The 25,713-nt window shown below is 63.2% G+C and carries 21 protein-coding genes and 2 tRNA genes; 15 read left to right on the plus strand and 8 right to left on the minus strand.

Going from position 1 to position 25,713, the window contains the following annotated elements; genetic code table 11:
- The first annotated feature begins 89 nt into the window (after positions 1 to 89).
- The 4 genes from A0W34_RS11595 to gatB all read left to right on the plus strand — a co-directional run bounded on the left by A0W34_RS11595 (position 90) and on the right by gatB (position 4,720).
- Complete coding sequence (locus A0W34_RS11595) at positions 90 to 1,364, plus strand: sensor histidine kinase (protein ID WP_081557706.1); 1,275 nt, start codon at positions 90 to 92, stop codon at positions 1,362 to 1,364.
- Between the two features lie 9 nt (positions 1,365 to 1,373).
- Positions 1,374 to 2,036 carry a response regulator gene (locus tag A0W34_RS11600; protein WP_007729374.1) on the plus strand — a complete coding sequence of 221 codons (663 nt, stop codon included), beginning with the start codon at positions 1,374 to 1,376 and terminating at the stop codon, positions 2,034 to 2,036.
- 115 nt (positions 2,037 to 2,151) lie between these two features.
- Positions 2,152 to 3,183, plus strand: coding sequence for an ATP-dependent 6-phosphofructokinase (locus A0W34_RS11605; protein ID WP_019747919.1), 1,032 nt, complete (start codon positions 2,152 to 2,154; stop codon positions 3,181 to 3,183).
- A gap of 25 nt (positions 3,184 to 3,208) precedes the next feature.
- Positions 3,209 to 4,720 (plus strand): Asp-tRNA(Asn)/Glu-tRNA(Gln) amidotransferase subunit GatB, encoded by a 1,512-nt coding sequence (gene gatB, locus A0W34_RS11610; protein ID WP_007729370.1) that lies wholly within the window; start codon positions 3,209 to 3,211, stop codon positions 4,718 to 4,720.
- A gap of 88 nt (positions 4,721 to 4,808) precedes the next feature.
- Here gatB and A0W34_RS11615 read toward each other — a convergent pair whose 3' ends face one another.
- Both A0W34_RS11615 and A0W34_RS11620 read right to left on the minus strand, forming a co-directional pair.
- Entirely contained in the window at positions 4,809 to 5,855 is a 1,047-nt protein-coding gene (locus A0W34_RS11615; RefSeq protein WP_042447438.1) for an NAD(P)-dependent alcohol dehydrogenase, read from the minus strand.
- A gap of 127 nt (positions 5,856 to 5,982) precedes the next feature.
- Positions 5,983 to 7,113: a PQQ-dependent sugar dehydrogenase gene (locus tag A0W34_RS11620; RefSeq protein WP_003944688.1), complete on the minus strand. Its 1,131-nt coding sequence runs from the start codon at positions 7,111 to 7,113 to the stop codon at positions 5,983 to 5,985.
- A 90-nt stretch (positions 7,114 to 7,203) separates the two neighbouring features.
- On the opposite strand from A0W34_RS11620, the gene A0W34_RS11625 reads away from it, so the two are divergent.
- Positions 7,204 to 8,031 carry a DoxX family protein gene (locus A0W34_RS11625; protein WP_003944742.1) on the plus strand — a complete coding sequence of 276 codons (828 nt, stop codon included), beginning with the start codon at positions 7,204 to 7,206 and terminating at the stop codon, positions 8,029 to 8,031.
- A 68-nt stretch (positions 8,032 to 8,099) separates the two neighbouring features.
- On the opposite strand, the gene A0W34_RS11630 is transcribed toward A0W34_RS11625, so the two are convergent.
- From A0W34_RS11630 to A0W34_RS11640, 3 genes are all read right to left on the minus strand, one after another.
- Positions 8,100 to 9,635, minus strand: coding sequence for an amino acid permease (locus A0W34_RS11630; protein WP_003944693.1), 1,536 nt, complete (start codon positions 9,633 to 9,635; stop codon positions 8,100 to 8,102).
- Positions 9,636 to 10,402: 767 nt separating this feature from the next.
- On the minus strand, positions 10,403 to 12,244 hold the full coding sequence (gene ilvD / locus A0W34_RS11635) for a dihydroxy-acid dehydratase (RefSeq protein ID WP_007729361.1): 1,842 nt from the start codon (positions 12,242 to 12,244) through the stop codon (positions 10,403 to 10,405).
- A gap of 72 nt (positions 12,245 to 12,316) precedes the next feature.
- A complete protein-coding gene (locus A0W34_RS11640; RefSeq protein ID WP_081558792.1) occupies positions 12,317 to 12,826 on the minus strand; it encodes a PH domain-containing protein in 510 nt (169 codons plus the stop codon).
- Between the two features lie 266 nt (positions 12,827 to 13,092).
- Between A0W34_RS11640 and A0W34_RS11645 the strand changes: the two genes are divergently transcribed.
- From A0W34_RS11645 to A0W34_RS11690, 10 genes are all read left to right on the plus strand, one after another.
- Positions 13,093 to 15,033, plus strand: coding sequence for an acetolactate synthase large subunit (locus tag A0W34_RS11645; RefSeq protein WP_037131672.1), 1,941 nt, complete (start codon positions 13,093 to 13,095; stop codon positions 15,031 to 15,033).
- On the plus strand, positions 15,030 to 15,533 hold the full coding sequence (gene ilvN, locus A0W34_RS11650; protein WP_003944718.1) for an acetolactate synthase small subunit: 504 nt from the start codon (positions 15,030 to 15,032) through the stop codon (positions 15,531 to 15,533). The genes A0W34_RS11645 and ilvN overlap by 4 nt, the downstream gene beginning before the upstream one ends.
- A gap of 53 nt (positions 15,534 to 15,586) precedes the next feature.
- Positions 15,587 to 16,588 (plus strand): ketol-acid reductoisomerase, encoded by a 1,002-nt coding sequence (gene ilvC / locus A0W34_RS11655; RefSeq protein ID WP_030535412.1) that lies wholly within the window; start codon positions 15,587 to 15,589, stop codon positions 16,586 to 16,588.
- A gap of 250 nt (positions 16,589 to 16,838) precedes the next feature.
- Positions 16,839 to 18,431, plus strand: a complete 1,593-nt coding sequence (gene serA / locus A0W34_RS11660; protein ID WP_003944758.1) for a phosphoglycerate dehydrogenase — start codon at positions 16,839 to 16,841, stop codon at positions 18,429 to 18,431.
- A 74-nt stretch (positions 18,432 to 18,505) separates the two neighbouring features.
- Positions 18,506 to 19,519, plus strand: a complete 1,014-nt coding sequence (locus A0W34_RS11665) for a 3-isopropylmalate dehydrogenase (protein ID WP_003944691.1) — start codon at positions 18,506 to 18,508, stop codon at positions 19,517 to 19,519.
- Between the two features lie 84 nt (positions 19,520 to 19,603).
- Entirely contained in the window at positions 19,604 to 20,377 is a 774-nt protein-coding gene (locus A0W34_RS11670) for a fumarylacetoacetate hydrolase family protein (protein WP_003944722.1), read from the plus strand.
- Between the two features lie 391 nt (positions 20,378 to 20,768).
- The gene (locus tag A0W34_RS11675; RefSeq protein WP_081557707.1) at positions 20,769 to 21,929 is read left to right on the plus strand and encodes an alkane 1-monooxygenase; all 1,161 of its coding nucleotides are present in this window, start codon (positions 20,769 to 20,771) and stop codon (positions 21,927 to 21,929) included.
- Between the two features lie 73 nt (positions 21,930 to 22,002).
- Complete coding sequence (gltX, locus tag A0W34_RS11680; protein WP_003944712.1) at positions 22,003 to 23,478, plus strand: glutamate--tRNA ligase; 1,476 nt, start codon at positions 22,003 to 22,005, stop codon at positions 23,476 to 23,478.
- Between the two features lie 156 nt (positions 23,479 to 23,634).
- A tRNA-Gln gene (locus A0W34_RS11685) sits at positions 23,635 to 23,706 on the plus strand.
- A gap of 96 nt (positions 23,707 to 23,802) precedes the next feature.
- Positions 23,803 to 23,875: transfer RNA gene (locus A0W34_RS11690), tRNA-Glu, on the plus strand.
- 139 nt (positions 23,876 to 24,014) lie between these two features.
- Here A0W34_RS11690 and A0W34_RS11695 read toward each other — a convergent pair.
- From A0W34_RS11695 to A0W34_RS11705, 3 genes are all read right to left on the minus strand, one after another.
- Positions 24,015 to 24,212 carry a DUF5302 domain-containing protein gene (locus tag A0W34_RS11695; protein ID WP_007729345.1) on the minus strand — a complete coding sequence of 66 codons (198 nt, stop codon included), beginning with the start codon at positions 24,210 to 24,212 and terminating at the stop codon, positions 24,015 to 24,017.
- Positions 24,213 to 24,295: 83 nt separating this feature from the next.
- Complete coding sequence (locus A0W34_RS11700) at positions 24,296 to 24,799, minus strand: pyridoxamine 5'-phosphate oxidase family protein (RefSeq protein ID WP_081557708.1); 504 nt, start codon at positions 24,797 to 24,799, stop codon at positions 24,296 to 24,298.
- Positions 24,800 to 24,854: 55 nt separating this feature from the next.
- A complete protein-coding gene (locus A0W34_RS11705; protein ID WP_007729342.1) occupies positions 24,855 to 25,556 on the minus strand; it encodes an IclR family transcriptional regulator in 702 nt (233 codons plus the stop codon).
- Positions 25,557 to 25,713 lie beyond the last annotated feature (157 nt).

Genomic DNA, 25,713 nt, shown 5'->3' on the forward strand with positions numbered 1-25,713 from the left:
GAATTCCCTCCCCTGTGATACCTCGGAGGTAGGGGGATCTCACTCTGCAGTATGAGGACTTTCGGGGTTCGCCTTCATAGGCTTGACGAGTGATCAAGGTCCGTAGGAAGAACAAGGGTGCACCGGATGTGCCCGCGCCGACATACGCCACCGCCGGGTCGATGCTGTCCGGCCTCGACGGGGCGGTCGTTCATTCGGAGAAAGTTCGTCGGGCAACCAGTTTCGTGGCCCGCGGTCAGTTCTGGAACATCGTCATCGTAGCGATCACTCTGATCCTCTATTCGATTGCCTGGCCGACACTGCAACTGACGCATCATGTTTCGCCGCCGATCATGCCCTTCGTCGCCGCCTTGGCTGCATTTCCGTTCGTCCTGATCCGGATCAACGCTCCGTTGGGGTGGGCGGTGTCGGCGGTCTCGGCGTTGATCATCCCGTTGGTGTTCGACAACACTCCCGGTTACGACTACCCGTGGCAGGTCGTCCACATCATCGTGCTGATGTCGTTGCTGGCCGCAGTGAGTCTGCGGGCGCCCATTCAGGTTGTCGGTGTCGCCTGGATCGCCACGGTGCTGCTCTTCCTCGGCAACGCCCCGGGAAGCGACGGCGCCGGTTGGGCTGTCGGGCTGAGTGCCCTGGTCGTCTTCTGCCTGTTGATCCGCTGGTTGGTCCTCTCGCGCCGCCAGTTGGCCAAGCAGGAGGAAGTCAGTGAACTCGAACGCACTCGACGCACGATCCTCGAGGAGAAGGCGCGGATCGCCCGCGACTTGCACGACATCGTGGCCCACCACATGTCGATGGTGGTCGTGCAAGCTCAGAGTGCGCCGTACGGACTCGATGCAGTCACTCCGGAGATCCGAACCGAATTCGAATCGATAAGTGAGACAGGGCGAGCAGCGCTCAACGAGATCCGCGGCCTCCTCGGAGTCCTGCGCAGCGACGGGGACACCGTGGTGACGGCTCCACAACCGGGCGTCGACCAGTTGGACGAACTGTTGCTCGGCAGTACCCGTGCCGGTTTGCCGGTATCGTGGCGAGTCGACGGCGATCGAGCGTCGGTCTCGGAATCCACGGGCCTTGCGCTCTACCGGATCATTCAGGAGTCGATCACCAACGCGGCCAGGCATTCGCCAGGCGGACCCATCGAGGTCGCCGTGGCCTTCGGTCCGCAATCGGTGAGCGCGCTCGTGAACAACGGACCTTCGCCATTGGGTGGCAATCAGCACTCGGCGTCGGAAACCACTGGTGGCAACGGAATCCGCGGAATGCGTGAGCGGGCTTCGGCGGTGGGCGGCATGCTGTTGGCAAACCGGCGCGAGGACGGAGGGTTCGAGGTCCGGGCCGAGTTGCCGTCGATGCCCGCCTAGGCTGTCCGAGTGCCCATCACAGTATTCATCGCAGACGACCAGGCGATGGTTCGACAAGGGTTCGGAGCCCTACTCTCCGCCCAGCCCGACATCAGCGTGATCGGCGATGCGCCGGACGGCAAGATCGCCGTCGCCGAGGTCGCGCGATTGCGTCCGGATGTGGTCTTGATGGATGTTCGCATGCCCGAGATGAACGGACTCGACGCTGCCCGCCAGATTCTGTCCGCCGGATGGGAACCGCCGGTGCGAGTCCTCATGCTCACCACTTTCGACATCGACGACTACGTCTACGAGGCCCTGAGCGTCGGAGCGAGCGGGTTCATGCTCAAGGACGCACCGGCTGAGGAACTGATTCGGGCGGTACGCGTCGTTGCCGAAGGGCAGGCCTTGCTGGCGCCGACGGTGACTCGGCGTCTGATTGCCGATGTGACCAGCCGGCGGGCGGCCCCGCGCGCACGGCCCGCAGCGCTGGACGCCCTGACCCCGCGTGAGCGCGAGGTCCTCGAACTGATCGCCCGCGGATTGTCCAACGTCGAGATCGCCGAGCGGCTGTTCGTCGCCGAGCAGACCGTCAAGACCCATGTCGGGAAGGTGCTGTCGAAGCTCGATCTGCGCGATCGCGCCCAGGCAGTCGTGTTGGCGTACGAAAGCGGGCTCGTCACGCCGGGTTAGTGGCCCCGTGCGGCGCGGCGTTGCGGCTCGGCAACGCCGCTATCCTGCGGCAATACGGTGACTGGGGGAAGATGGACACCAAGATCCACAATCCGGTCACGAGAGGTGCTGCACTATGCGAATCGGAATCCTCACGGGCGGCGGCGACTGCCCGGGCTTGAACGCGGTCATCCGCGCCGTTGTACGTACGTCGGCCGGTCGTTACGGCAGTACCGTGGTCGGATTCCGGGACGGCTGGCGAGGATTGCTCGAGGACCGCAAGGTCCCGCTCGACTCCGATGACCGCATCAACCGCATCCTCACCCGCGGTGGCACGATCCTCGGCACCGCTCGCGTGAACCCCGACAAACTCCGTGCGGGCCTCGATCAGATCAAGCAGACTCTCGACGACAACGGGATCGACGTCCTGATCCCGATCGGCGGCGAAGGCACTCTCACCGCGGCCAGTTGGCTTTCCGAGAGCGGCGTACCCGTGATCGGTGTGCCCAAGACGATCGACAACGACATCGATTGCACTGACGTGACTTTCGGTTTCGACACCGCCTTGGCTGTCGCCACCGACGCCATCGACAGGCTCCACACAACCGCCGAATCGCACCAGCGCGTCATGCTCGTCGAGGTCATGGGCCGGCATGCGGGCTGGATCGCGCTGCAGGCCGGACTGGCGTCGGGGGCACACCTGACTCTGGTTCCGGAACAGCCGTTCGACGTCGACGAGGTGTGCGCGATGGTCAAGAAGCGCTTCCAGCGTGGCGACTCCCACTTCATCTGCGTCGTGGCTGAAGGTGCGATGCCCGATCCCGCGTCGATGACCCTGCGCGAAGGTGGCATAGACGAGTTCGGCCACAAGATCTTCACCGGTGTCGCGCAGCAGCTCGGAAACGAGATCGAGCGCCGGATCGGCAAGGAAGTTCGCACCACCGTCCTCGGGCACATTCAGCGCGGTGGCACCCCGACGCCGCACGACCGCATCCTCGCCACTCGCTTCGGCGTTCATGCCACCGACGCAGCTCACCGCGGAGATTTCGGTCAGATGGTCGCGTTGCACGGAACGTCCATCGACCTCGTTCCGCTCGCCGAGGCGACCCGCAAACTCAAGACGGTGCCCAAGGAGCGCTACGAGGAGGCAGCCGCATTCTTCGGCTGAGCCGCAGACGCATAAACTGATCACCATGACTGCTGTCGATGCGCCCGACATCCTCGATTACGACGAAGTACTGACCAAGTACGAGCCTGTGATGGGTATGGAGGTGCACGTAGAACTCGGCACCGCGACCAAGATGTTCTGCCCGTGCCCCACCGAGTTCGGTGCCGAACCCAATACCCAGGTGTGCCCGGTCTGTCTGGGCATGCCCGGTTCGTTGCCGGTGGTGAACGCAGCCGCTGTCGAGTCCGCGATCCGGATCGGCCTTGCGCTCAACTGCTCCATCACGCCGTGGGGCCGATTCGCACGCAAGAACTACTTCTACCCGGATCAGCCGAAGAACTACCAGATCTCCCAGTACGACGAGCCGATCGCAACCGAGGGTTACCTCGACGTGATCCTCGACGACGGCACGACGTGGCGCGTCGAGATCGAGCGCGCCCACATGGAGGAGGACACCGGTAAGTCCCTCCACGTGGGTGGCGCTACCGGTCGTATCCACGGTGCCAGCCATTCGCTGCTCGACTACAACCGTGCGGGCGTTCCCTTGGTGGAGATCGTCACCAAGACCATCCACGGTGCCGGTGAGCGCGCCCCCGAGGTTGCTCGCGCGTATGTCACGGCGCTTCGTGATCTGCTGAAGTCCCTCGACGTCTCCGACGTCCGCATGGATCAGGGATCGATGCGCTGCGACGCCAACATCTCCCTCATGCCGATCGGTTCCACCGAACTGGGGACCCGCACCGAGACCAAGAACGTCAACTCCCTCAAGAGCGTCGAGGTCGCAGTTCGCTACGAAATGCGCCGTCAGGCAGCAGTTCTCGACGCCGGCGGCGAGGTCATCCAGGAGACCCGCCATTTCCAGGAAGGCGACGGCACCACCGCCGCGGGACGCCGGAAGGAGACGGCCGAGGACTACCGCTACTTCCCGGAACCGGATCTCGAGCCCGTCGCTCCGAGCGCCGAGTGGGTCGAAGAACTGCGCGGTACCTTGCCGGAGCTTCCCTGGATTCGCCGTGCGCGGATCCAGAAGGACTGGGGAATCTCCGACGAAGTCATGCGCGACCTCGTCAACGCCGGTGCCATCGATCTGGTGATCGCGACCACCGAGGCCGGTGCTTCGCCCGAGGCAGCGCGCTCCTGGTGGCTGTCCTACCTGTCACAGCAGGCGAACACCCGTGGCGTCGAACTCGGCGCTCTGCCGATCACCCCGGCGCAGGTTGCCCAGGTCGTAGCTCTCATCGACAGCGGCAAGCTCAACAACAAAGTGGCTCGCCAGGTCGTCGATCACGTCCTCGACGGCGAGGGTGACCCGGAGCAGGTTGTCGCAGCCCACCCGGAGTTGGTCGTCGAACGTGACGAAACCAAGCTCAAGGCAGCCGTCGACGAAGCGCTCGCAGCGAACCCCGACATCGCGGACAAGATTCGCAGTGGCAAGGTGCAGGCCGCCGGAAAGATCGTCGGCGACGTCATGAAGGCCACTCGTGGACAGGCAGACGCGGCTCGTGTGAAGGAACTTGTCATCGAGGCGTGCAGCTAGCGCACACTGAATTTCTGACACTGATGCCCGGCCGAATCGAATTCGGCCGGGCATCAGTGTTTTTCGCTGTCGTTTTGCCGCTGTCGGTCTACAGACCAGGGACCACAACCGCGCGGCCGCTGAGCGTTCCGGCGGCCAGTCGTCGATACGCTTCGGCGCCGTTGTCGAGACTGAAGGTCTCCACCGCGATGTCGAAGATGCCGGCGTGCGCCAGGTCGATCAATTCGATCAGCTCGTTGCGGGCACCCCAGTACGGAACTGTCACCGAAGCCTCGTAAGGACTTTGGAAGAACCCGACTTTGGCATGGGCCTGCCCGTCGCCGATCCCGACGATCGTGACGTCCGATCCGACGCCGGCGACAGCCATCGCGGTGTCGATGGTGGGCTGATAGCCGACGAAGTCGAGAACCAGTGCGGCGCCCTGACTTCCGGTGATCCTGCGGACGTTCTCGGCCGCGTCCTTGTCGGACAGAACCACTTCGTGAGCGCCTACCTTGGTTGCCAGTTCGAGCTTGTCCGCGCTCACGTCGAGTGCGATGACGGTTGCTGCCGAGAGGTGGCGGAGGAGTTGGATGGCGACATGGCCGAGACCGCCGGTACCGATGACGACGGCGTACGAGCCACCGCGAAGTTTCGGCAGTGAACGCTTGATCGCGTGATACGGAGTCAGACCGGCGTCGGTCAGCGGCACCGTCTTGACCGGATCGAGGTCGCCGATCGGGACGAGGTGGCGAGGTGAATCGACGATCATGAATTCGGCCAACGCGCCGGGTGCACCGAGACCAGGAGGATTGATGCCGAGTTCTTTTGCTCGAGAACAGTAGTTTTCGAGTCCTTGCGAGCAGTGCCAACAGCTGCCACAGCCCCAGGGGCCGTAGACGACGACATTGGTTCCGATGTCGAGCCCTTCGACGCCCTCGCCGACGGCGGCGACCCGGCCGGCGCCCTCGTGGCCGAGCGTGAGAGGAAGGCCGTAGGTGTACTGCTCCTCGGGCAGGCTCATGATGAAGTCGTCCGAGTGGCAGACGCCGGCAGCGGTGACTTCCAGGAGCACTTCACCTGGACCGGGCTCGGGTTTGGGAATCTCCGTGAGTTCGGGTTCTGCGCCGATTCTCGTGTACTGGATTGCCTTCATACCGACTCCTTTGTCGTGGTTGGGCCAACCGGTCCTGGCAAATGCGTGGTGTTTAGCCCCGCTAACAAAAGAGTACGCATCTGTGCATGTTCGGTCACGGGATCCGTGACCGAACAGACATGGCGGCTCAGTCGATCCCGCCGCTGCCACTCGGCATCGGGATCTTGACCACCTTGTCGTCGTTCGGACCCGGCTCGCCCGCGGTTTTGTTTATCGTGCTCGCCCACATCAAACCGTCGGATCCGAGTGCCAAACCGCCCAGCTGGCCGTACGTGTCTTTCGCCACTGCCGACGGCGCGGTCGTGACGGCACCTGTTCCTGGATCTGCGGCCAGCGCCGAGATCGCTTTGCCGGCCCCCAGCGCGACAGCTACCACTCCCTGCGCCGCGATGCACCCGCCGACTCCGGGTCGGTCGGGCCACGTCCACGCGGGGGATGTCACCGTGCCGTCGGCGCCGACGCGTTGGAGGCGATCCTCGAGAGTGGTTCGGTCCGTGACCCACGTCGCGATTCCCGGATCGACGCACACGCCGCCGCCGTTTCCGATTCCGGACAGAACAACTTCCGGGCGAGGCGGCGCAGCGTTGGGTGTCAGCGATCGGACCCGCAAGAGTTTCCCCGCCAACGAGGCGGGATCCTGAGCAACCGCGGGGTTTCCGGTATCGCCTGTCAGAACCATGAGCTGGTCCGGGGCCGCGAACTCCAGTGACCCGCCGTTGCCGCTCGCGCCGCGCGGGATTCCACCGAGTACTTCCTTGGCGGTGTCACCCGGAGCGATGCGGACCACCCGGTTGTCCGTTCCGGTGGTGACGTAGGCATAGATCAGGTTGTCTTCGACAAACGTGGGGGAGAGTGCGATGTCGAGCAGGCCGCCGTCACCGCTGCCGTCGACGTCGATCTTGGCTACCTCGACCGGTGTCGTGTTGGGAGCTACCTGCATGATCCGGCCGGTCCGCCGTTCGGCAACCAGTCCGGAGTTCCCGTCCGGGAGTGTGACGAGCCCACCCGTGGTGTCGAGACAGGTTGCGATCACGGCGGTGTCGGCATCCTGACACGGTCCGAGGGGGCCGGTCCGCGGCGCCGGCGGCGTGGTCGACGGCGGCGGGTTCTCCGGCTGCACTTCCGCGCTGGCCTGGTTGGTCGGTTCGGGTGTGAACGGCGAGGCAGTCGATTCGTCGAAGTCGGCGCAACCTGCGAGCAACGATGTCCCGAGCACCAGCGCCAGTGCGCCCAGCGCTGCATGCCTACCCGTAGTCATGCCCAAGACGTTACGTAATGCACGGCAGATGCCGCCACGCCGGACCAAGGTTCCCCGTCGAGTTCGTGAATCGGTCATAGGCTCACCTACGTGACTGACGAGCGAAAAGATCCCAGCGAGTTGTCGGATGCGGACAAGCCGACGGGCAATGTGTCCAGTCCGTATGATTCGCCCACCGAACAATTTCCGACGGTGAGCGCCAAGAATCCGTTGCCGCGGACCGACGACGATCTCGATTTCGGTTCCACGAACGCCAACTCCCTGACCGAACAGATACCGACATACCGAGCACCTGGCGCGGATCAGCCGACCGTGGCTCTCGAGCGTGAGACGGCGTACGACGCTCCGATCGCCGCCGTCCCCACCGCCGAAGCCGTGGCAGGTACAACTGAGTCTCCGCGGGGCCGAGGCACTCTCGACCTCGGGTTGCTTGCACTGCGATTGGCCGTCGGTGGAACTGCGTTGGTGCACGGTCTGCAGAAGTTGACCGGTATCTGGAACGGGCCGGGGCTGAACGGGTTCGAGTCGATGCTGGCGGACGCCGGGTTCCAGCAGGCGAAGTGGATGGCGATACTCGGCGCCGTCGGTGAAGTCGCAGGTGGCGCCCTCCTGATCCTCGGGTTGCTGACTCCCGTTGCGGCAGCGTCGGTTCTGGCGGTGATGATCAATGCGTGGGCGCTGCGTCAGGCGAGCGCACCCGGCCTGGAGTACTTCGCCCCGGCCGGGACCGAGTACGAGATGCTGCTCGGAATCTGTGCGGGCGTCATCATTTTGACGGGACCAGGTCGTATTGCGCTCGACGGTCGTCGTGGCTGGGCAACTCGTCCGTTTATCGGATCGCTCGTGGTTTTGATCCTCGGTATCGCTGCCGGCGTCTGCACCTGGATCTTCCTGAACGGTGCCAATCCGCTCATCTGAAACTCGCGCCGTCGAACAAACGAACCGCCGCTCTCCGAATCGGAGAGCGGCGGTTCGTTTGTGAAGGATCAGTCCTTGACGAGTACCGGGTCGGCGTTCGCGGACGGGATGGCCGTTCCGTCCTTGAGCTTGCGACCGAGGACCGACTTGCGGTGACCGTAGGCGAAGTACACGAGCACACCGATGGCCATCCAGACGAGGAACCGGATCCAGGTCTCGACCGAGAGGTTGAGCATCAGCCAACCGCAGGCGAGCACGGCGACGATCGGAACGAACGGCACCAGCGGGACGCGGAATCCGCGCGGCAGGTCGGGGCGGGTGCGGCGAAGGACGATGACACCGACACAAACCAGGACGAAGGCGAACAGCGTTCCGATGTTGACCATCTCTTCGAGCGTGCCCATGGGGAAGAACGCTGCCAGGACGGCAACGATGCCACCGACGATCAACGTGATGCGCATCGGGATGCCCTTGGCGTTGGTCTTGGCCAGGCTGCGCGGCATGAGGCCGTCACGGGACATGGCGAAGAGGACGCGGGTCTGGCCGAGCATCATGACCATGACAACTGTCGTGAGGCCGGCCAGGCCACCGAAGTTGATGGCGGTTTGTGCCCAACCAATGCCGTTGGCCTCGAATGCGGTTGCGAGGGTGGCGCTGGAATCGCCGACCAACGGACTGCCGTCCTTGAGTTCGGTGTACTTGACCATGCCGGTCAGTACGAGTGTGACGGCAACGTAGAGAACCGTGACGATGGCGAGCGAGCCGAAGATTCCTCGCGGCAACGACTTCTGCGGGTTCTTGGTTTCCTCGGCGGTGGTGGCGACGACGTCGAAACCGATGAAGGCAAAGAACACGAGGCTGGCGGCTGCGAGCAATCCGTAAGCGCCGTAGCTACTTCCGCCTGCGCCGGTCAGCCAGGAGAACAAGGTCTGATGGATTCCGCTTGCAGAACTCTCGGTTCCTTCGGACGGCGGGATGAAGGGGGAGTAGTTCTCCTTCTTGATGTAGAACGCGCCCACGACGATGACGAGCAGGACTACTGCGATCTTGATCGCGGTGATGATCGCGGAGACTCGCGAGGAAACCTTGGTGCCGATCGCGAGGATCAGCGTGATCGCGCCGATGATGAGCAGAGCGCCCCAGTCGAAGCTGATCGAACCGATGTGGGCGGTGGTGCTTCCGCTGGCCCCGATGACGTTGCCGAGGTACAGCGACCAGCCCTTGCCGACGACGGCGGAGGCGAGAGCGAACTCGAGAATGAGGTCCCAGCCGATGATCCAGGCGGCGAACTCCCCGAACGTGGCGTAGGAGAACGTGTATGCGCTGCCTGCGACGGGGACGGTGGAGGCGAACTCCGCGTAACACAGCGCGGCGAGGCCACAGGCGATGGCAGCGAGAACGAATGCCAGTGAAATGGAGGGTCCTGCGACATTGCCTGCGGTTCGAGCAGTCAGCGTGAAGATGCCTGCGCCGATGACGACGGCGACTCCGAATACCGTGAGGTCCTTCGCGGTCAGTTCCTTCTTGAGCTTTGTCTCAGGCTCGTCGGTGTCCGCGATCGATTGCTCGACGGATTTGGTGCGCCATATGCCGACTCCGGGCATGTATTGCTCCTTGGTTGTTTCCCGTCGACCTTGTGGGTGACGGGCGGTGGCTGACTGTCGTCGTTGTGATGTGCGTCTCAGCGACCTGATGAGGGAACCACTGGTGAGCGCCGTGTGCAAGTCGGCTCGCTCGAACTGACCGAAATGATCACCTGACTGAAAGTCATCCCCCCTCATGTATCTGAATTGATCAGCTGGTGTCTGAAACCCTACGTCCAAGTGAATTCGCTCACGAGCCGGACGCGCGATTCGGTCTGAAATGTCTGATAGCTCATATCGTTCCGTTGGTGCTCCGCGTGTCGCCCGACTATTCGGTACCTGTCGGTCGGTCTTGCTGTCGATGAGTTGCACTGTCGCTGTGCCGGCACGTCCCATTTCACCCGTACGGGGCGACAGGCGAGAGGACCACCGCGTACCTGGATCCGATCGAGCGTCGATCACGCGTCGTGGCAGAGTGTGTCGGCGACGGGATGGTCGGATTGGGTTGTGGTTCAAGCTCATACAGCACCGGAGGAAGTATGGCGTGTTCGGACGCAGTCGGTCCCGCGTTCTTCTCCGAGGTGACATGAACCCGACTCTGTCGACCCTCTGCCGTGGCCCGTTGGCGAGCATTCTCGTGGAGCTGAGTTGGTTGCCGCACGTCCGACTGCCCGAAAACCTTGTGTGACTGTCACATCGGCTACGCGCGTCTCGAGCCGCACGCACGCTTACAGAAAAGATCCCCGGCCGAAAGGCGGCCGGGGATCTTTTTCGATTCGTGGCAGAACTTACGGAACGTAGCGAACCGCGCCCTTGTCGGCGGACGTTGCCAGAGCGGCGTAGGCGCGCAGTGCTGTCGTCACGGTGCGCTGACGATCGACCGGCTGCCACGGGCGCTCCGAGGCCTCCATCTTCGCGCGTCGCTCGGCGAGGACGTCGTCGTCGACCAGGATCTCGAGCGTGCGCGAGGCGACGTCGATGCGAACCTGATCGCCGTTCTGGACGAGACCGATGATTCCGCCTGCAGCAGCCTCGGGGGAGATGTGACCGATGGACAGCCCGGAAGTTCCGCCCGAGAAACGACCGTCGGTGATCAGTGCGCATTCCTTACCGAGGCCTGCGCCCTTGAGGAAGGCAGTGGGGTGCAGCATTTCCTGCATGCCGGGGCCGCCCTTGGGGCCTTCGTAGCGCACGACGAGAACGTCGCCGGCCTTGATCTTCTTCTGCAAGATGACCGAGACGGCTTCTTCTTGGGATTCGACGACGAGCGCCGGGCCCTGGAAGGAGAACAGTTCCTCGTCGATGCCGGCCGTCTTGAGGATTGCGCCGTCGAGTGCGATGTTGCCGCGCAGGACAACCAAGCCGCCTTCGACGGTGTAGGCGTTCTCGACGTCGCGGATACAGCCGCCGGCCGCATCGGTGTCGAGGGCAGACCAACGGTTGTCCGTGGAGAACGGTTCGATGGTGCGCACGCCGCCGGGAGCCGCGTGGAAGAGTTCGATTGCCTCGTCGGTTGCCTTGCCGGAGCGGATGTCCCAGTCGTCGAGCCACTGGTCGAAGCTCTTGGTGTGCACGGTGGACACGTCGGTTTCGAGGAGTCCGCCGCGGCGAAGCTCACCGAGCAGGGCGGGGATTCCGCCGGCGCGGTGGACGTCTTCCATGTGGTAGTCCGAGTTGGGAGAGACCTTGGACAGGCACGGAACCTTTCGGCTGATCGCGTCGATGGTGTCGAGGTCGAAGTCGACCTCGCCTTCCTGCGCCGCAGCCAGCGTGTGCAGGACGGTGTTGGTGGAACCGCCCATGGCGACGTCGAGAGCCATCGCGTTGCGGAACGCTGCCGGGGTCGCGATGTTGCGTGGCAGCACCGACTCGTCGCCGTCGCGGTAGTACTTGAGGGCAGCCTCGACCACGGTGGTGCCCGCACGAGAGAAGAGTGCGTGACGAGCCTTGTGAGTTGCCAGCGTGGAGCCGTTGCCCGGCAATGCGAGGCCGAGGGCCTCCGTCAGGCAGTTCATGGAATTGGCGGTGAACATTCCGGAGCAGGACCCGCATGTCGGGCACGCGCTGCGCTCGACCTCGTCGAGGCCTTCGTCCGACACGGCATCGTTGGCAGAGGCGGAGATCGCGGTGATGAGGTCGGTGGGGGCTTGGGCCACGCCGCCGACGACCACTGCTTTACCGGCCTCCATCGGACCACCGGAGACGAAGACGGTCGGGATGTTGAGGCGCATTGCAGCGTTGAGCATGCCGGGAGTGATCTTGTCGCAGTTGGAGATACACACCAGTGCGTCGGCTGTGTGGGCGTTTGCCATGTACTCGACCGAGTCGGCGATGATCTCGCGGCTCGGGAGCGAGTAGAGCATTCCGCCGTGGCCCATTGCGATGCCGTCGTCGACTGCGATGGTGTGGAACTCACGAGCGACGCCGCCGGCCGCACTGATGGCCTCGGCAACGATCTCGCCCACGTTCTTGAGATGCACGTGGCCGGGTACGAACTGGGTGTACGAGTTCGCTACGGCGACGATCGGCTTTCCGAAGTCGGAATCCGTCATTCCTGTGGCGCGCCACAGGGATCGGGCTCCGGCAGCATTACGTCCGATGGTGGTGGTGCGTGACCTCAACGGGGGCATGGGCGTGTTCCTTATGTGATCGTTGCTGGTCCACTCAAATAGAAGCGAGGGCCTTTCAACGCTACTCGCGTGCTACGGGCGCTTCTCTTCGGGCTGGTCCTGTGTGTTCTCGGCGAGCTCGGATTCTGCTTCTGCTTCTGCAGCTGCTTCTTCCTTGGCGGCGAAGGCTTCTGCGGCAGATGCATAGGGATCGGTGATGCGGCCGCCGCTGGCGATCGCGATCTCGGGAAGCCTGACGAAGCTGACCGCAGGCAGGGTCACCTCGGTTCCGTCGGTGAGTTCCGCGCGCGCCCAACTCCGCTTCGGGAAGCGGAAACCCTTGACGTCGTCCCAGGCGAGGGTGCGCTTGGAGAACGTCGAGCGGACCTCGAGGCCGTCAGGGCTGACGGTGGTGCGCAGTCGCGCGACGAGATAGACGGCGATGATCGGAAGGATCAGCAACCAGCTGAAGGCGACGGGCCACCCGAAAATCGGGAAGCTGACCGCGAACAGAAGGAACGCGCACGCCATGTAAGCGAGCTGCGAAATGCGGATGACGTGCCGAAGTGGTTTCGGCGTGTGGGATGATTGAGCCGGTGGCACGGGCTGCTGCGAAGTTGACACCTCTACATCTTCGCATTGCAGCCGATGTATCTCAGATTCTGGGACGGTCGACTCACCAAGTTTGCCGTTCGCGACTAGCGCCTCTACTGTCGAGTGCGTGAAACAGAATGAGTTGCTCGTAATCGGCCGGCGCGTCGTCGCCTGAGTCGATTTTTCAACTCACCAGATAACGACGCGCCACCCTCGCTCAGCAGATGCTGACGGGGGTTTTTTGTTGCCCGGAGCCAGAATCAGAGGATTTCCCAGTGAGCGCACCAACAGCACGGCCTCAACCCACGCCGCGCAAGTCAGGGACACCGAGCCCGACAACCGCGGCTGCCGCAACCCAGACGGCCAACCGTCGCCAGCTCCCGCCTGAGCGGGTAACCGGCGCGCAGTCTGTGGTTCGAGCCCTCGAAGAGCTCGAGGTCGACACGGTATTCGGCATTCCCGGCGGTGCCGTGCTCCCGGTTTACGACCCACTCTTCGATTCGGTCAAGGTTCGCCACGTGCTCGTGCGCCACGAGCAGGGTGCAGGCCACGCTGCCACCGGTTACGCCCAGGCGACCGGCAAGGTCGGCGTCTGCATGGCTACCTCGGGTCCCGGTGCGACCAACCTGGTCACGCCACTGGCCGACGCGCAGATGGACTCCGTTCCGATCGTGGCGATCACCGGACAGGTGGCGCGCTCGCTGATCGGTACCGACGGCTTCCAGGAAGCCGACATCTCAGGCATCACCATGCCGGTCACCAAGCACAACTTCCTGATCACCGACGCGATCGACATCCCGCGCATCATGGCCGAGGCCTTCTACCTCGCGGCCAGCGGTCGCCCCGGCGCCGTCCTGGTCGATATCCCCAAGGACATCCTGCAGTCGCAGACCACGTTCTCGTGGCCGCCGGAGATGCGTCTGCCGGGCTACCGCCCGGTGACCAAGCCGCACGGCAAGCAGGTTCGTGAAGCTGCACGTCTGATCGCCGACGCCAAGTCGCCGGTTCTGTACGTCGGTGGCGGCGTCATCAAGTCCGACTCCTCGCCGGAGCTGCTCGAATTGGCCGAGCTGACCGGTATCCCCGTCGTCACCACGCTGATGGCCCGCGGCGCGTTCCCGGACAGCCACGACCTCAACTGCGGTATGCCGGGAATGCACGGCACCGTTGCTGCGGTCGCCGCTCTGCAGCGCAGCGATCTCCTGATCACCCTCGGTGCGCGTTTCGACGACCGCGTCACGGGTCAGCTGGATTCCTTCGCGCCCGATGCCAAGGTCATCCACGCCGACATCGATCCGGCCGAGATCGGCAAGAACCGCTACGCGGACGTTCCGATCGTGGGCGACTGCAAAGAGGTCATCACCGAACTCATCGAGGCGATTCGCGCCGACATGGCCACGGGCACCACGTTCGATCTCTCGGAGTGGTGGGCGTACCTGAACGACATCCGTCGTACGTACCCGCTGAGCTACGACCGTCCCACCGACGGTCAGCTGAGCCCGGAGTACGTGATCCAGACCGTCGGCAAGCTCGCCGGACCGGATGCCATCTACTGCGCCGGCGTCGGTCAGCATCAGATGTGGGCCGCGCAGTTCGTCGGTTACGAGAAGCCGCGCACGTGGCTCAACTCGGGCGGACTCGGCACCATGGGGTACGCGGTTCCCGCAGCCATGGGTGCCAAGATGGGCATGCCCGACACCGAGGTGTGGGCGATCGACGGCGACGGCTGCTTCCAGATGACCAATCAGGAACTCGCAACCTGTGCCCTCGAAGGTATCCCGATCAAGGTTGCCCTCATCAACAACGGCAACCTCGGCATGGTGCGTCAGTGGCAGACACTCTTCTACGAAGAGCGCTACTCCAACACCAACCTCGGAACGCACGGCGCCATCCGCATCCCGGACTTTGTGAAGCTCGCAGAAGCATTGGGCTGCCACGGAATTCGTGTCGAGCGTGAAGAAGATGTCGAGGCTGCGATCCGTGAGGCGCAGTCCATCAACGACAAGCCTGTCGTGATCGACTTCATCGTCACTGCCGACGCACAGGTGTGGCCGATGGTCGCTGCCGGAACGAGCAACGACGAAATCATGGCGGCCCGGGGCATCCGGCCGCTGTTCGACGACGACGAGGCAGTTGCCGAGCCCGCCGTCATCCACGAAGCCATGTCACGCGAGCAAGCCGGACCCGCCGCGGGCACAGGGGAGGATCAGAAGTGAGCACCAGTCACACCCTCAGTGTTCTCGTCGAGGACAAGCCAGGCGTGCTGGCTCGCGTCTCCGCACTTTTCTCCCGCCGCGGATTCAACATCGAATCCCTTGCGGTGGGCGGAACCGAGATCCCCGAGATCTCACGTATGACCATCGTCGTCACGGTCGACGAGTTCCCTCTCGAGCAGGTGACGAAGCAGCTCAACAAGCTGATCAACGTCATCAAGATCGTCGAGCAGGACGGTGAAGCATCCGTCGCTCGCGAGCTCGTGCTCATCAAGGTGCGCGCTGATGCAAGCGTGCGCACGCAGGTCATCGAAACGGTGAACCTGTTCCGCGCCAAGGTGATCGACGTCTCTCCGGAGTCCGTCACCATCGAGGCGACCGGTACTCGGTCCAAGCTGGATGCACTGCTGCGGATGCTTGATCCGTACGGTATCCGGGAGATCGTTCAGTCCGGGGTCGTGGCAGTCGGTCGAGGGCCGAAGTCGATCACGGCCACCCGCTAGTACTTTTAGACACGTAAAAATCCAAGGAGAGGTTGAGAACTGTGGCAGTCGAGATGTTCTACGACGACGATGCCGATCTGTCGATCATTCAGGGCCGCAAGGTTGCTGTGATCGGCTACGGAAGCCAGGGCCACGCCCATTCGCTGAGCCTGCGTGACTCGGGCGTCGATGTGCGCATCGGCCTCAAGGAAGGCTCGAAGTCGCGTGAGAAGGCTGAAGAGCAGGGGCTGACGGTCGGTACGCCGGCAGAGGTTTCCGAGTGGGCCGACGTCATCATGGTGCTCGCACCTGACACCGCTCAGGCGAGCATTTTCACCAATGACATCGAGCCGAACCTCAAGGACGGCGACGCGCTGTTCTTCGGTCACGGCCTGAACATTCACTTCGACCTGATCAAGGCTCCGGAGTTCGTCACCGTCGGCATGGTCGCCCCCAAGGGCCCCGGCCACCTGGTGCGTCGTCAGTTCGTCGACGGCAAGGGCGTTCCCGCGCTCATCGCCATCGACCAGGATCCCAAGGGTGAAGGCCAGGCTCTTGCTCTGTCCTACGCCAAGGGCATCGGCGGAACCCGCGCAGGCGTCATCAAGACCACGTTCAAGGAAGAGACCGAGACGGACCTCTTCGGCGAGCAGGCCGTGCTCTGCGGCGGCACCGAGGAACTGGTCAAGACCGGTTTCGAGGTCATGGTCGAGGCCGGCTACGCACCCGAGATGGCGTACTTCGAGGTTCTGCACGAGCTCAAGCTCATCGTCGACCTCATGTACGAGGGTGGCATCGCCCGCATGAACTACTCGGTGTCCGACACCGCTGAGTTCGGTGGATACCTCTCCGGCCCGCGCGTCATCGACGCCGACACCAAGGAGCGCATGAAGGCGATCCTGGCCGACATCCAGTCCGGCGAGTTCACCCGTCGTCTGGTTGCCAACGTCGAGAACGGCAACACCGAGCTCGAGGGCCTGCGCAAGGCCAACGCCGAGCACCCCATCGAGGTCACCGGCAAGAAGCTGCGCGACCTGATGAGCTGGGTCGATCGTCCGATCACCGAAACCGCGTAATTCGCAGTTTCACGCTCCACGTCTCCACTGGCCTGATGCCGCGCCGGTTCAATTACGTTGAACCAGCGCGGCATTGGGCCGGAGTCGTTTTCCGGGTCGTCTGAGTCCGGATTCATATTCCGTCGAGAATTTGCCCGCGAAAGTGTCCACTATGTGGTATTGCCTACCGCGTTGTGGATTCCAAGTGAGCGCGCACTAAACTATCGGTGGTTAAACCACCTTCACACCCACCTAATCAGGGAGTTTGCACGTGAGCCAGCCTGGCCGTCCCGTTGTTCTGATCGCCGACAAGCTCGCGCCGTCCACAGTCGAGGCGCTCGGTGACGGTGTGGAGGTGCGTTGGGTCGACGGACCCGACCGCCCGGCGCTGCTCGCCGCGGTACCCGAGGCCGACGCGATTCTCGTCCGTTCCGCCACTACCGTCGACGCCGAGGTTCTGGCTGCCGGCACCAAGCTGAAGATCATCGGCCGCGCCGGTGTCGGCCTGGACAACGTCGAGATCCCCGCAGCCACCGAGCGCGGCGTGATGGTCGTCAACGCACCGACCTCCAACATTCACTCCGCTGCCGAGCACGCTGTCGCGCTCCTCATGTCGACCGCTCGCCAGATTCCCGCAGCAGACAAGACTCTGCGTGAGAACACCTGGAAGCGAAGCAAGTTCAACGGTGTCGAGATCCTCGGCAAGACCGTCGGAGTCGTCGGACTCGGCCGCATCGGCCAGCTCTTCGCGCAGCGTCTCGCTGCGTTCGAGACCACGATCATCGCGTACGACCCCTACCTGCCCGCAGCGCGCGCAGCGCAGCTCGGCATCGAACTGGTCACCATCGACGAGCTCGTCGAGCGTGCCGACTTCATCTCCGTGCACCTGCCCAAGACCAAGGAAACGGCCGGCCTGATCAACGCCGAGCGCCTCGCCAAGGCCAAGGACGGCGTCATCATCGTCAACGCCGCTCGCGGTGGTCTGATCGACGAAGATGCGCTCTACGACGCACTCGTCTCCGGCAAGGTCCGAGGCGCCGGTCTCGACGTGTTCAGCACCGAGCCGTGCACCGATTCCAAGCTTTTCGAGCTCGACAACGTCGTTGTCACCCCGCACCTCGGAGCATCGACGTCCGAGGCTCAGGACCGCGCAGGTATCGACGTGGCCAAGAGTGTTCTCCTCGCTCTGGCAGGCGAATTCGTTCCCGAGGCTGTCAACGTCTCCGGCGGCCCCGTGGGCGAAGAAGTTGCTCCGTGGCTCGAGCTCGTCCGCAAGCTCGGTCTCCTCGCTGCGACGTTGTCGCCCGAAGCTGTGCAGACCGTGCAGGTTGTCGCCACCGGCGAGCTGTCTGCCGAAACCGTCGACATCCTCGGCCTGGCTGCACTGCGCGGCGTGTTCTCCGCCAGCAGCGATGAGGCTGTCACGTTCGTCAACGCTCCGGCACTGGCCGAGCAGCGCGGCGTGACCGTGTCGGTCGAGAAGCACTCGGAGGCTCTTGCTCACCGCAGCGCGGTCGAGGTGCGTGCAGTTGCCGCCGACGGCACGGTCACGTCGGTCACGGGCGCACTCACCGGTCTGCAGCAGGTCGAGAAGATCGTCAACATCAACGGACGCAGCTTCGACCTGCGCGCCGAGGGCCACAACATCGTCGTTCACTACAGCGATCGCCCGGGCGTTCTCGGTGTCCTCGGCACCGTCCTCGGAAACGCGGGCGTCGACATCCTCGCAGCAGCACTGAGCCAGGATGCCGAAGGCGAAGGCGCAACTGTCATCTTGCGCGTCGATCGCGTCGTCGGTGACGCCGAGGTCGAGGCAATCGTCTCGCAGCTCGACGCTCGCGTCGCCCAGGTCGACCTTTCCTGATTGTTTTTGCTGTGCGCCTTTATCAACCGCCCGCGGTTGATAAAGGCGCACAGTTCTACTGAGATGAGGACTCCATGAAGCTTGCGGTCATTCCGGGTGACGGAATCGGCGTCGAGGTCACTGCCGAGGCGCTCAAGGTGCTCGGCAAGTTGGTTCCGGATCTGGAAACCACCGAATACGATCTCGGTGCCCGTCGCTACAACGCCACCGGCGAGTTGCTCCCGGCGGACGAGCTGGACCAGATTCGTCAGCACGACGCAATTCTGTTGGGCGCCATCGGTGATCCGCGGATCGTCGCACCCGGCATCCTCGAGCGTGGTCTGCTGCTGAACATGCGCTTCCAGCTCGATCATCACGTGAATCTTCGCCCCGCACAGCTGTATCCGGGTGCGCTGTCGCCGTTGGCGGCGCAGCCGGAGATCGACTTCGTCGTGGTTCGTGAAGGCACCGAGGGTCCGTACACCGGAAACGGTGGAGCGATCCGCGTCGGCACCGATCACGAGATCGCAACCGAGGTGTCGATCAATACCTGGTTCGGTGCCGAGCGCGTGGTGCGTTACGCATTTGCCTTGGCGCAGACCCGGTCCAAGCACCTCACCTTGATTCACAAGACCAACGTGCTCTCCAACGCGGGCGCAATCTGGACGCGTGCAATCGAGACCGTCGGTGCCGAGTTCCCGGACGTCGAAACCGCGTACTGCCACATCGACGCGGCCACGATCTACATGGTCACCGACCCGTCGCGCTTCGACGTGATCGTCACGGACAACCTCTTCGGTGACATCATCACCGACCTCGCCGGCGCCGTAACCGGTGGCATCGGTTTGGCCGCAAGCGGAAACATCGATGCCTCGGGTACCAACCCGTCGATGTTCGAGCCCGTTCACGGCAGTGCTCCGGACATCGCCGGCAAGGGAATCGCTGATCCCACCGCCGCGATCCTCTCGGCCGCACTGCTTCTTCGCCATCTCGGACGCGAGGACGACGCCGCTCGGGTCGAGGCTGTGGTCGCTGCCGACCTGGCTACCCGCGGCGAAGGTCCCATCTCCACAACGGAGATCGGCGACCGGATCACTGCAGCGCTGTAAGGAATTCTTTCACGAGATTGACGCGCGTGAGCCTTTCGGCTTGCGCGCGTCAGTCGTTTCCGGCACCCCGATAGACTGGCCGGCATGCGTCTTGGTCGAATTGCCAGTCCCGATGGTGTTGCGTTCGTCAGTATCGAAGGTGAAGAGGATGCCCTCGTCGCCAAGGAAATTGCGGAGCACCCGTTCGGGAACCCCACATTTACCGGCCGAAGTTGGCCGCTCGCCGATGTCCGTCTGCTGGCTCCGATTCTCGCCAGCAAGGTGATCTGCATCGGCAAGAATTATGCAGATCACATCGCGGAGATGGGCGGAGAGGCTCCCGCGGACCCCGTGATCTTCCTCAAGCCCAACACGTCCATAGTTGGCCCGGGTGCCCCGATCGTCTTGCCTCCCACCTCGAACGAGGTGCACTTCGAGGGTGAACTCGCGGTCGTCATCGGTCAACCGTGCAAGGACGTTCCGGCGGCGAAGGCGTTGAGCGTGGTCCTCGGTTACACGATCGCCAACGACGTGTCGGCGCGAGATCATCAGCGTCACGACGGGCAGTGGACGCGCGCGAAGGGCCACGACACTTTCTGCCCACTCGGCCCCTGGATCGAAACCAGTCTGGATGCGTCCGACGTCGACATCAAGACCGAGGTGAACGGTCAGGTCAAGCAGGACAGCAGCACGGCTTTTCTCCTCCACGACATTCCGAAGATCATCGAGTGGATCTCGGCGGTGATGACTCTCTTGCCTGGCGACGTCATCCTCACCGGCACCCCCGCCGGAGTAGGCCCGATCGTCGACGGCGATTCCGTGTCGGTCACGGTCTCGGGGATCGGCACTCTCACGAACCCGGTGACCGCCAAGAGCTGATCCTGACCCGGTTCGTTCAGTCACGCGACTACGGAGGCCCCATCCAACCGGATGGGGCCTCCGTCGTGGTGTGAGGTCGAGAGGTGTCTGTCGCAGAAAAGTTGCAAGATGGTAACTATCGCCATTGGGGTGATCGGGATTGCCTACCGACTCGAAGAAATCAGGCTCCGGGACTGACCTGCGGGTTTCATGACCCAGGCGAAGCTTCGCTTCTGATCCTCCTGGCGTTATGTCGGATTTGGCCAGGTTGGGAGAGTTCGCCCCACGGTTTGCTGTCGCGGCCCGTAACAGACCAAATTCCCTGAAATGTAACGCTGAGCAGTAGGGTGACCGATAACTGGATAGAAGCCGATGGGGCAATCGAGTGGATTGCGCAGAAACGTGGTGATACATGACGACCTTCGCGGAAGCCTCCCGGACAGCGGCAGGGCAAGCGCGGAACGGGCAGCGGCCGGTGTGGCGAGACAAGAAGCGCTACCTGTGGCCACTGGGTTTGCTGGTTCCTCTCAGCCCGTTCGCTGCGTGGTTCCTGGTCGACAAATTCAGTCTCGGGCTCTTCTGGGCCATCGGGGCGTGGCTGATCGTCATCGTCATTCCCCTGATCGATCTCCTGGCGGGCGAGGACGGTAACAGCCCACCGGACGAAGCGATCCCTGAATTGCAAGAGGATCGTTTCTACCGCTGGTGCACGTACTTGTTCCTGCCCCTCCAATACGTCGGGCTGGTGTTCGTCGCGTGGTGTTGGGTGAACGCGCCGATGGCGGCGGGGGAGAAGTTCGCGCTCGCGATGACTGCCGGCGTGGTTGCCGGTGTGGGGATCAACGCGGCGCATGAATTGGGGCACAAGAGTGAGAAGCTCGAGAAGTGGCTCGCGAAAGTAGCGCTCGCGCAGTCCTTCTACGGCCATTTCTACGTCGAACACAACCATGGTCACCACGTCCGCGTCGCGACGCCGGAGGATCCGGCCAGCTCGCGGTACAAGGAAAACTTCTGGTTCTTCTTGCCTCGCAGCGTCATCGGCGGCCTGCGCTCGGGATGGCGGATCGAAAGCGCTCGTCTGAGGCGTCAGGGGAGACGGACGTGGAGTTACCGCAACAACATCCTGAACGCGTGGGCGATGAGTGTGGTTCTGTTCGGCAGTCTGATCGCCGCGTTCGGCTGGGAAATTGCGCCGTGGCTCGCCGTTCAGGCAATTGCAGGCTTCACGTTCCTCGAGACCGCCAACTATCTCGAGCACTACGGCTTGCTACGTGTGAAGCGGCCTGACGGCTCGTACGTCCGGTGCTCGCCCGAGGACAGCTGGAACAGCGACCACGTCGTCAGCAATCTGTTCCTCTATCAACTTCAGCGTCACAGCGACCATCACGCGAATCCGCGTCTGCGGTACCAGAGCCTGCGAAGTGCGGCCGAAGCGCCGCAACTTCCAGCGGGTTACGCAGTCATGATCGTCTGCGCGTGGGTGCCGCCGCTGTGGCGAAAGGTCATGGACAAGCGACTGCTGGCCTACTACGACGGCGACATGACACGCATCAACGTCCTGCCGGGTAAGTGATCGGCCGGATGGAGGAAGCGCTGCCGGACTAACCTGTAGTACGACCATCCATCATCGCCGAGCCAAGTGAGCCATGACCAACAGTGAAGTACGCGTCCGTTTCTGTCCGTCACCCACCGGAACCCCGCACGTGGGTTTGGTGCGCACCGCCTTGTTCAACTGGGCATTCGCACGACACCACGGCGGCACATTCGTGTTCCGTATCGAAGACACCGATGCGCAGCGCGACAGTGAAGAGTCCTACCAGGCCATCCTCGACGCCCTCCGCTGGTTGGGGCTCAATTGGGACGAAGGCCCGGAGGTCGGTGGGCCGCACGCACCGTATCGCCAGTCCGAGCGTCGCGACCTGCATCTCGACGTTGTTGCCAAGTTGCTGGCCGCGGGCGAGGCCTACGAGTCCTACTCGACCAACGAGGAGGTCGAAGCGCGACACAAGGCGGCCGGACGCGATCCGAAGCTCGGATACGACAACTTCGATCGCGAGCTCAGCGACGAGCAGCGCGCTGCCTACATCGCCGAGGGGCGCAAGCCCGTCGTCCGCCTCCGGATGCCCGATCACGATCTGACCTGGAACGACCTGGTGCGGGGCGAGACCACGTTCAAGGCAGGCACCGTTCCGGACTTCGCGCTGACTCGCGGCAACGGCATTCCGCTGTACACCTTGGTCAACCCGGTCGACGACGCGTTGATGAAGATCACCCATGTACTGCGCGGCGAAGATCTGCTGTCCTCGACTCCGCGTCAGCTCGCGTTGTACGAGGCATTGATTCGTATCGGTGTCGCCGATTTCACACCGTCGTTCGGGCACTTGCCTTTCGTGATGGGTCAGGGCAACAAGAAGCTTTCCAAGCGCGATCCCGAGTCCAACCTCTTCATCCACCGCGATCGGGGCTTCATTCCCGAGGGATTGCTGAACTACTTGGCTCTGCTCGGGTGGAGCATCGCCGACGATCACGATGTCTTCTCGCTCGACGAGATGGTTGCGGCCTTCGACGTCTCCAAGGTCAACTCCAATCCTGCCCGCTTCGACCAGAAGAAGGCCGACGCGATCAATGCCGAGCACATTCGTCTGCTCGAGCCGGCCGACTTCGCCGGTCGTCTGAAGTCGTTCCTGGTGGAGCACGGACACATCGGCGCCGACGTCGACGAAGCGACGTTCACTGTTGCGGCGGACCTCGTGCAGACGCGCATCGTCGTCCTATCCGACGCGTGGGATCTGCTGAAATTCCTGTTCGTCGACGAGGCGTCGTTTGCTCTCGATCCGGCCGCGGCGGCAAAGAACCTGAAGGAAGATGCCGGTCCGGTTCTGGACGCGTCTCTTGCGGCGCTCGATGCCATCTCAGAGTGGTCGGCGGCCAGTATCGAGGAAGCACTCAAGAAGGCCCTCATCGAGGATCTGGAGCTCAAACCGCGTAAGGCCTTCGCTCCGGTTCGGGTCGCGATCACGGGCTCTCACATCAGCCCTCCGCTGTACGAGTCGATGGAATTGCTCGGTCGTGAGGTCTCCCTCGCTCGGTTGCGCGCCGGTAGGGCAGCGGTAACCGCCTAGATCGGACGGTCTTCCGGCCGAAAATGAAGCAAAAACCTCCTGTGACCATACGATTTGGTATTTGGGGCAGGGGTACTGGTAATCTTCTTTTCGGCCGGAGACGAGCCGCCGAGCACAACAGCGAAGCGGATCGGGCAAGGCTGGTGAGCAAGACCTTGGGGTATGGTGTAATTGGCAACACAGCGGTTTCTGGTACCGCCATTCTAGGTTCGAGTCCTGGTACCCCAGCGGAAATCCGGTCGATTTTGTGGCCGGACTCAGACAAGCTAAGCTTGCTGAGCATCCAAGAGCAAGACTGAAATACCACGTTTAAAAGCGTGTCCTGGCCCCGTCGTCTAGCGGCCTAGGACGCCGCCCTCTCAAGGCGGTAGCGCGGGTTCGAATCCCGTCGGGGCTACAAAGGAAAGACCCTCCGATCATTGATCGGGGGGTCTTTTCGTATGTGCGGGAAATGTTTCCGGCGATGCGAAAAACGATCACCCCCAGTCGAATTCGACTGGGGGTGATCGTCATCTCACTCTGTTGTCCGCGATCGGTTATCCGCTCTTACGGCGGAACTCTCGCTTGTGATCGGCCGGGCCATGCGTGTTGTGGACCTTGGACTGTCCGTCGCGATGGTCGGTCGATTTGGCGTTCTGATGATTCTTCCGTTCGAGGGCCTCACGGAACTTTCGTTTGGTTTCCTCCGATTGGGATTCGGGTTCGGACGGGGTGTTGCTGTCGAGATCGCTCATATGCTCACTCCTTGTTGTTGGGCCTGTTGGTGAAACTACGCCGGCCCGAATTCGATTGCTCGTGATTTTTCCGCTCACGAATCTCAGGGCTGCGGCGGCGGTGCGGTAGAGCCGGAAAGAGGCATCGCAGGCATCCCGAGCTTGCGGTGATCCCACGAACGAGTTCGATCGGGAACGAACCGTATCGCGACGCGCTTGTGGAGCATCGCGTCGACGGCCGGGCGGAGATCGTCGGTGTACGGGCCCGTGTATCGCTCCCAGACGCTGATTCCCACAGCGAAGAGGGCTTCCGGATCTTCGACGATGACCCCGGTACCCTCCATTGAGACTCCTCGGAGCGTGTCGTACGTCTGACCGTCTTCGATCAGGACGGACATACGGGCGTCCCGGCGAAGGTTGACGGCCTTCTGCGACTTGGCTTTGGTCTCGAACCAGATTTCGCCGTCGACTATCGCGAACCACATCGCGATCAGGTGAGGCATTCCGTCGGCGCTCAACGTCGCCATCGTTGCCGTACGGCTCTTTTCGACGAAGCTCGAGATTTCGGCCTCGGTCATCGTGATCTGACTACGCTGCTTTCCTGCCATGGTCGCGTCGTACTCCTACGTGCTCGAGGATCTGAAGGCCTTACTGTGTCACGAATTACAGACGCTTGTGGAGCGCTTCGGCAGCTGCGAGAAGGTCCGCCGCCCAGCGGGCTCCCGGTCGTCTACCCATCCGATCGATGGGGCCGGAGACCGAAATCGCGGCAATGACAGCGCCTGCCGAGTCTCGGACGGGAGCCGCGACGCTGGCGACACCGGGCTCACGTTCGGCCGCGCTCTGTGCCCAGCCGCGCCGGCGAACCTCGAGGAGCACTCGTTCGCCGAACGACGCATCGGCGAGGACGGTCCGTTGGGTTTGTGGATCTGCCCATGCGAGAAGGACCTTGGCGCCGGATCCGGCGTTCATCGGCAGTCGGGCTCCGACGAGCACCGTGTCACGCAGGCCGGTCGGTGGTTCCATCGACGCGACGCAGATGCGTTGTGTGCCTTCGCGACGGTACAGCTGGACGCTTTCGCCGGTGATTTCGCGAAGGCGGGGGAGGATGAGTCCGGCCGCAGCAATGAGTGGATCATTAGCGGTGGCAGCGAGTTCGGCGAGTCCGGGCCCTGGGCACCACTGACCGTCCGAGTCGCGAGTGAGGAGTCGATGGACTTCGAGACCGACGGCGAGTCTATGGGCGGTCGCGCGCGGCAAACCGGTTCGTGCACAGAGTTCGGTGAGGCTGCACGGTTCCTCAGCTACTGCATGAAGCACGCCCATTGCTTTGTCCAGGACGCCGATGCCGCTATGCTGTCTCATAGGTCGATACCAGTTTCTCGCATAGTGGGATGCTACCGCATTTCCTGGAGGGATAGCGCATTTCCTCGGGACAGTCTGCATCTGCTGTGAAGGCTGGGGACCTACTTCACGCGCGGCGGGCCAGCCCGTAGTCCGCCGACGCGAGGCTACGTACAGA

This window comes from Rhodococcus sp. BH4 (assembly GCF_002079265.1).
Taxonomy (GTDB): domain Bacteria; phylum Actinomycetota; class Actinomycetes; order Mycobacteriales; family Mycobacteriaceae; genus Rhodococcus_F; species Rhodococcus_F qingshengii.

What these genes read in the sequence shown, in the direction of transcription:
- A0W34_RS11630 (WP_003944693.1), bottom strand. Translation starts at nt 9,635, where the DNA reads ATGCCCGGAGTCGGCATATGGCGCACCAAATCCGTCGAGCAATCGATC.
- A0W34_RS11695 (WP_007729345.1), bottom strand. Translation starts at nt 24,212, where the DNA reads ATGAGCGATCTCGACAGCAACACCCCGTCCGAACCCGAATCCCAATCG.
- A0W34_RS11700 (WP_081557708.1), bottom strand. Translation starts at nt 24,799, where the DNA reads ATGGCAGGAAAGCAGCGTAGTCAGATCACGATGACCGAGGCCGAAATC.
- A0W34_RS11670 (WP_003944722.1), top strand. Translation starts at nt 19,604, where the DNA reads ATGCGTCTTGGTCGAATTGCCAGTCCCGATGGTGTTGCGTTCGTCAGT.
- gltX (WP_003944712.1), top strand. Translation starts at nt 22,003, where the DNA reads ATGACCAACAGTGAAGTACGCGTCCGTTTCTGTCCGTCACCCACCGGA.
- A0W34_RS11615 (WP_042447438.1), bottom strand. Translation starts at nt 5,855, where the DNA reads ATGAAGGCAATCCAGTACACGAGAATCGGCGCAGAACCCGAACTCACG.
- ilvC (WP_030535412.1), top strand. Translation starts at nt 15,587, where the DNA reads ATGTTCTACGACGACGATGCCGATCTGTCGATCATTCAGGGCCGCAAG.
- A0W34_RS11620 (WP_003944688.1), bottom strand. Translation starts at nt 7,113, where the DNA reads ATGACTACGGGTAGGCATGCAGCGCTGGGCGCACTGGCGCTGGTGCTC.
- A0W34_RS11675 (WP_081557707.1), top strand. Translation starts at nt 20,769, where the DNA reads ATGACGACCTTCGCGGAAGCCTCCCGGACAGCGGCAGGGCAAGCGCGG.
- A0W34_RS11665 (WP_003944691.1), top strand. Translation starts at nt 18,506, where the DNA reads ATGAAGCTTGCGGTCATTCCGGGTGACGGAATCGGCGTCGAGGTCACT.
- ilvD (WP_007729361.1), bottom strand. Translation starts at nt 12,244, where the DNA reads ATGCCCCCGTTGAGGTCACGCACCACCACCATCGGACGTAATGCTGCC.
- A0W34_RS11605 (WP_019747919.1), top strand. Translation starts at nt 2,152, where the DNA reads ATGCGAATCGGAATCCTCACGGGCGGCGGCGACTGCCCGGGCTTGAAC.
- gatB (WP_007729370.1), top strand. Translation starts at nt 3,209, where the DNA reads ATGACTGCTGTCGATGCGCCCGACATCCTCGATTACGACGAAGTACTG.
- A0W34_RS11705 (WP_007729342.1), bottom strand. Translation starts at nt 25,556, where the DNA reads ATGAGACAGCATAGCGGCATCGGCGTCCTGGACAAAGCAATGGGCGTG.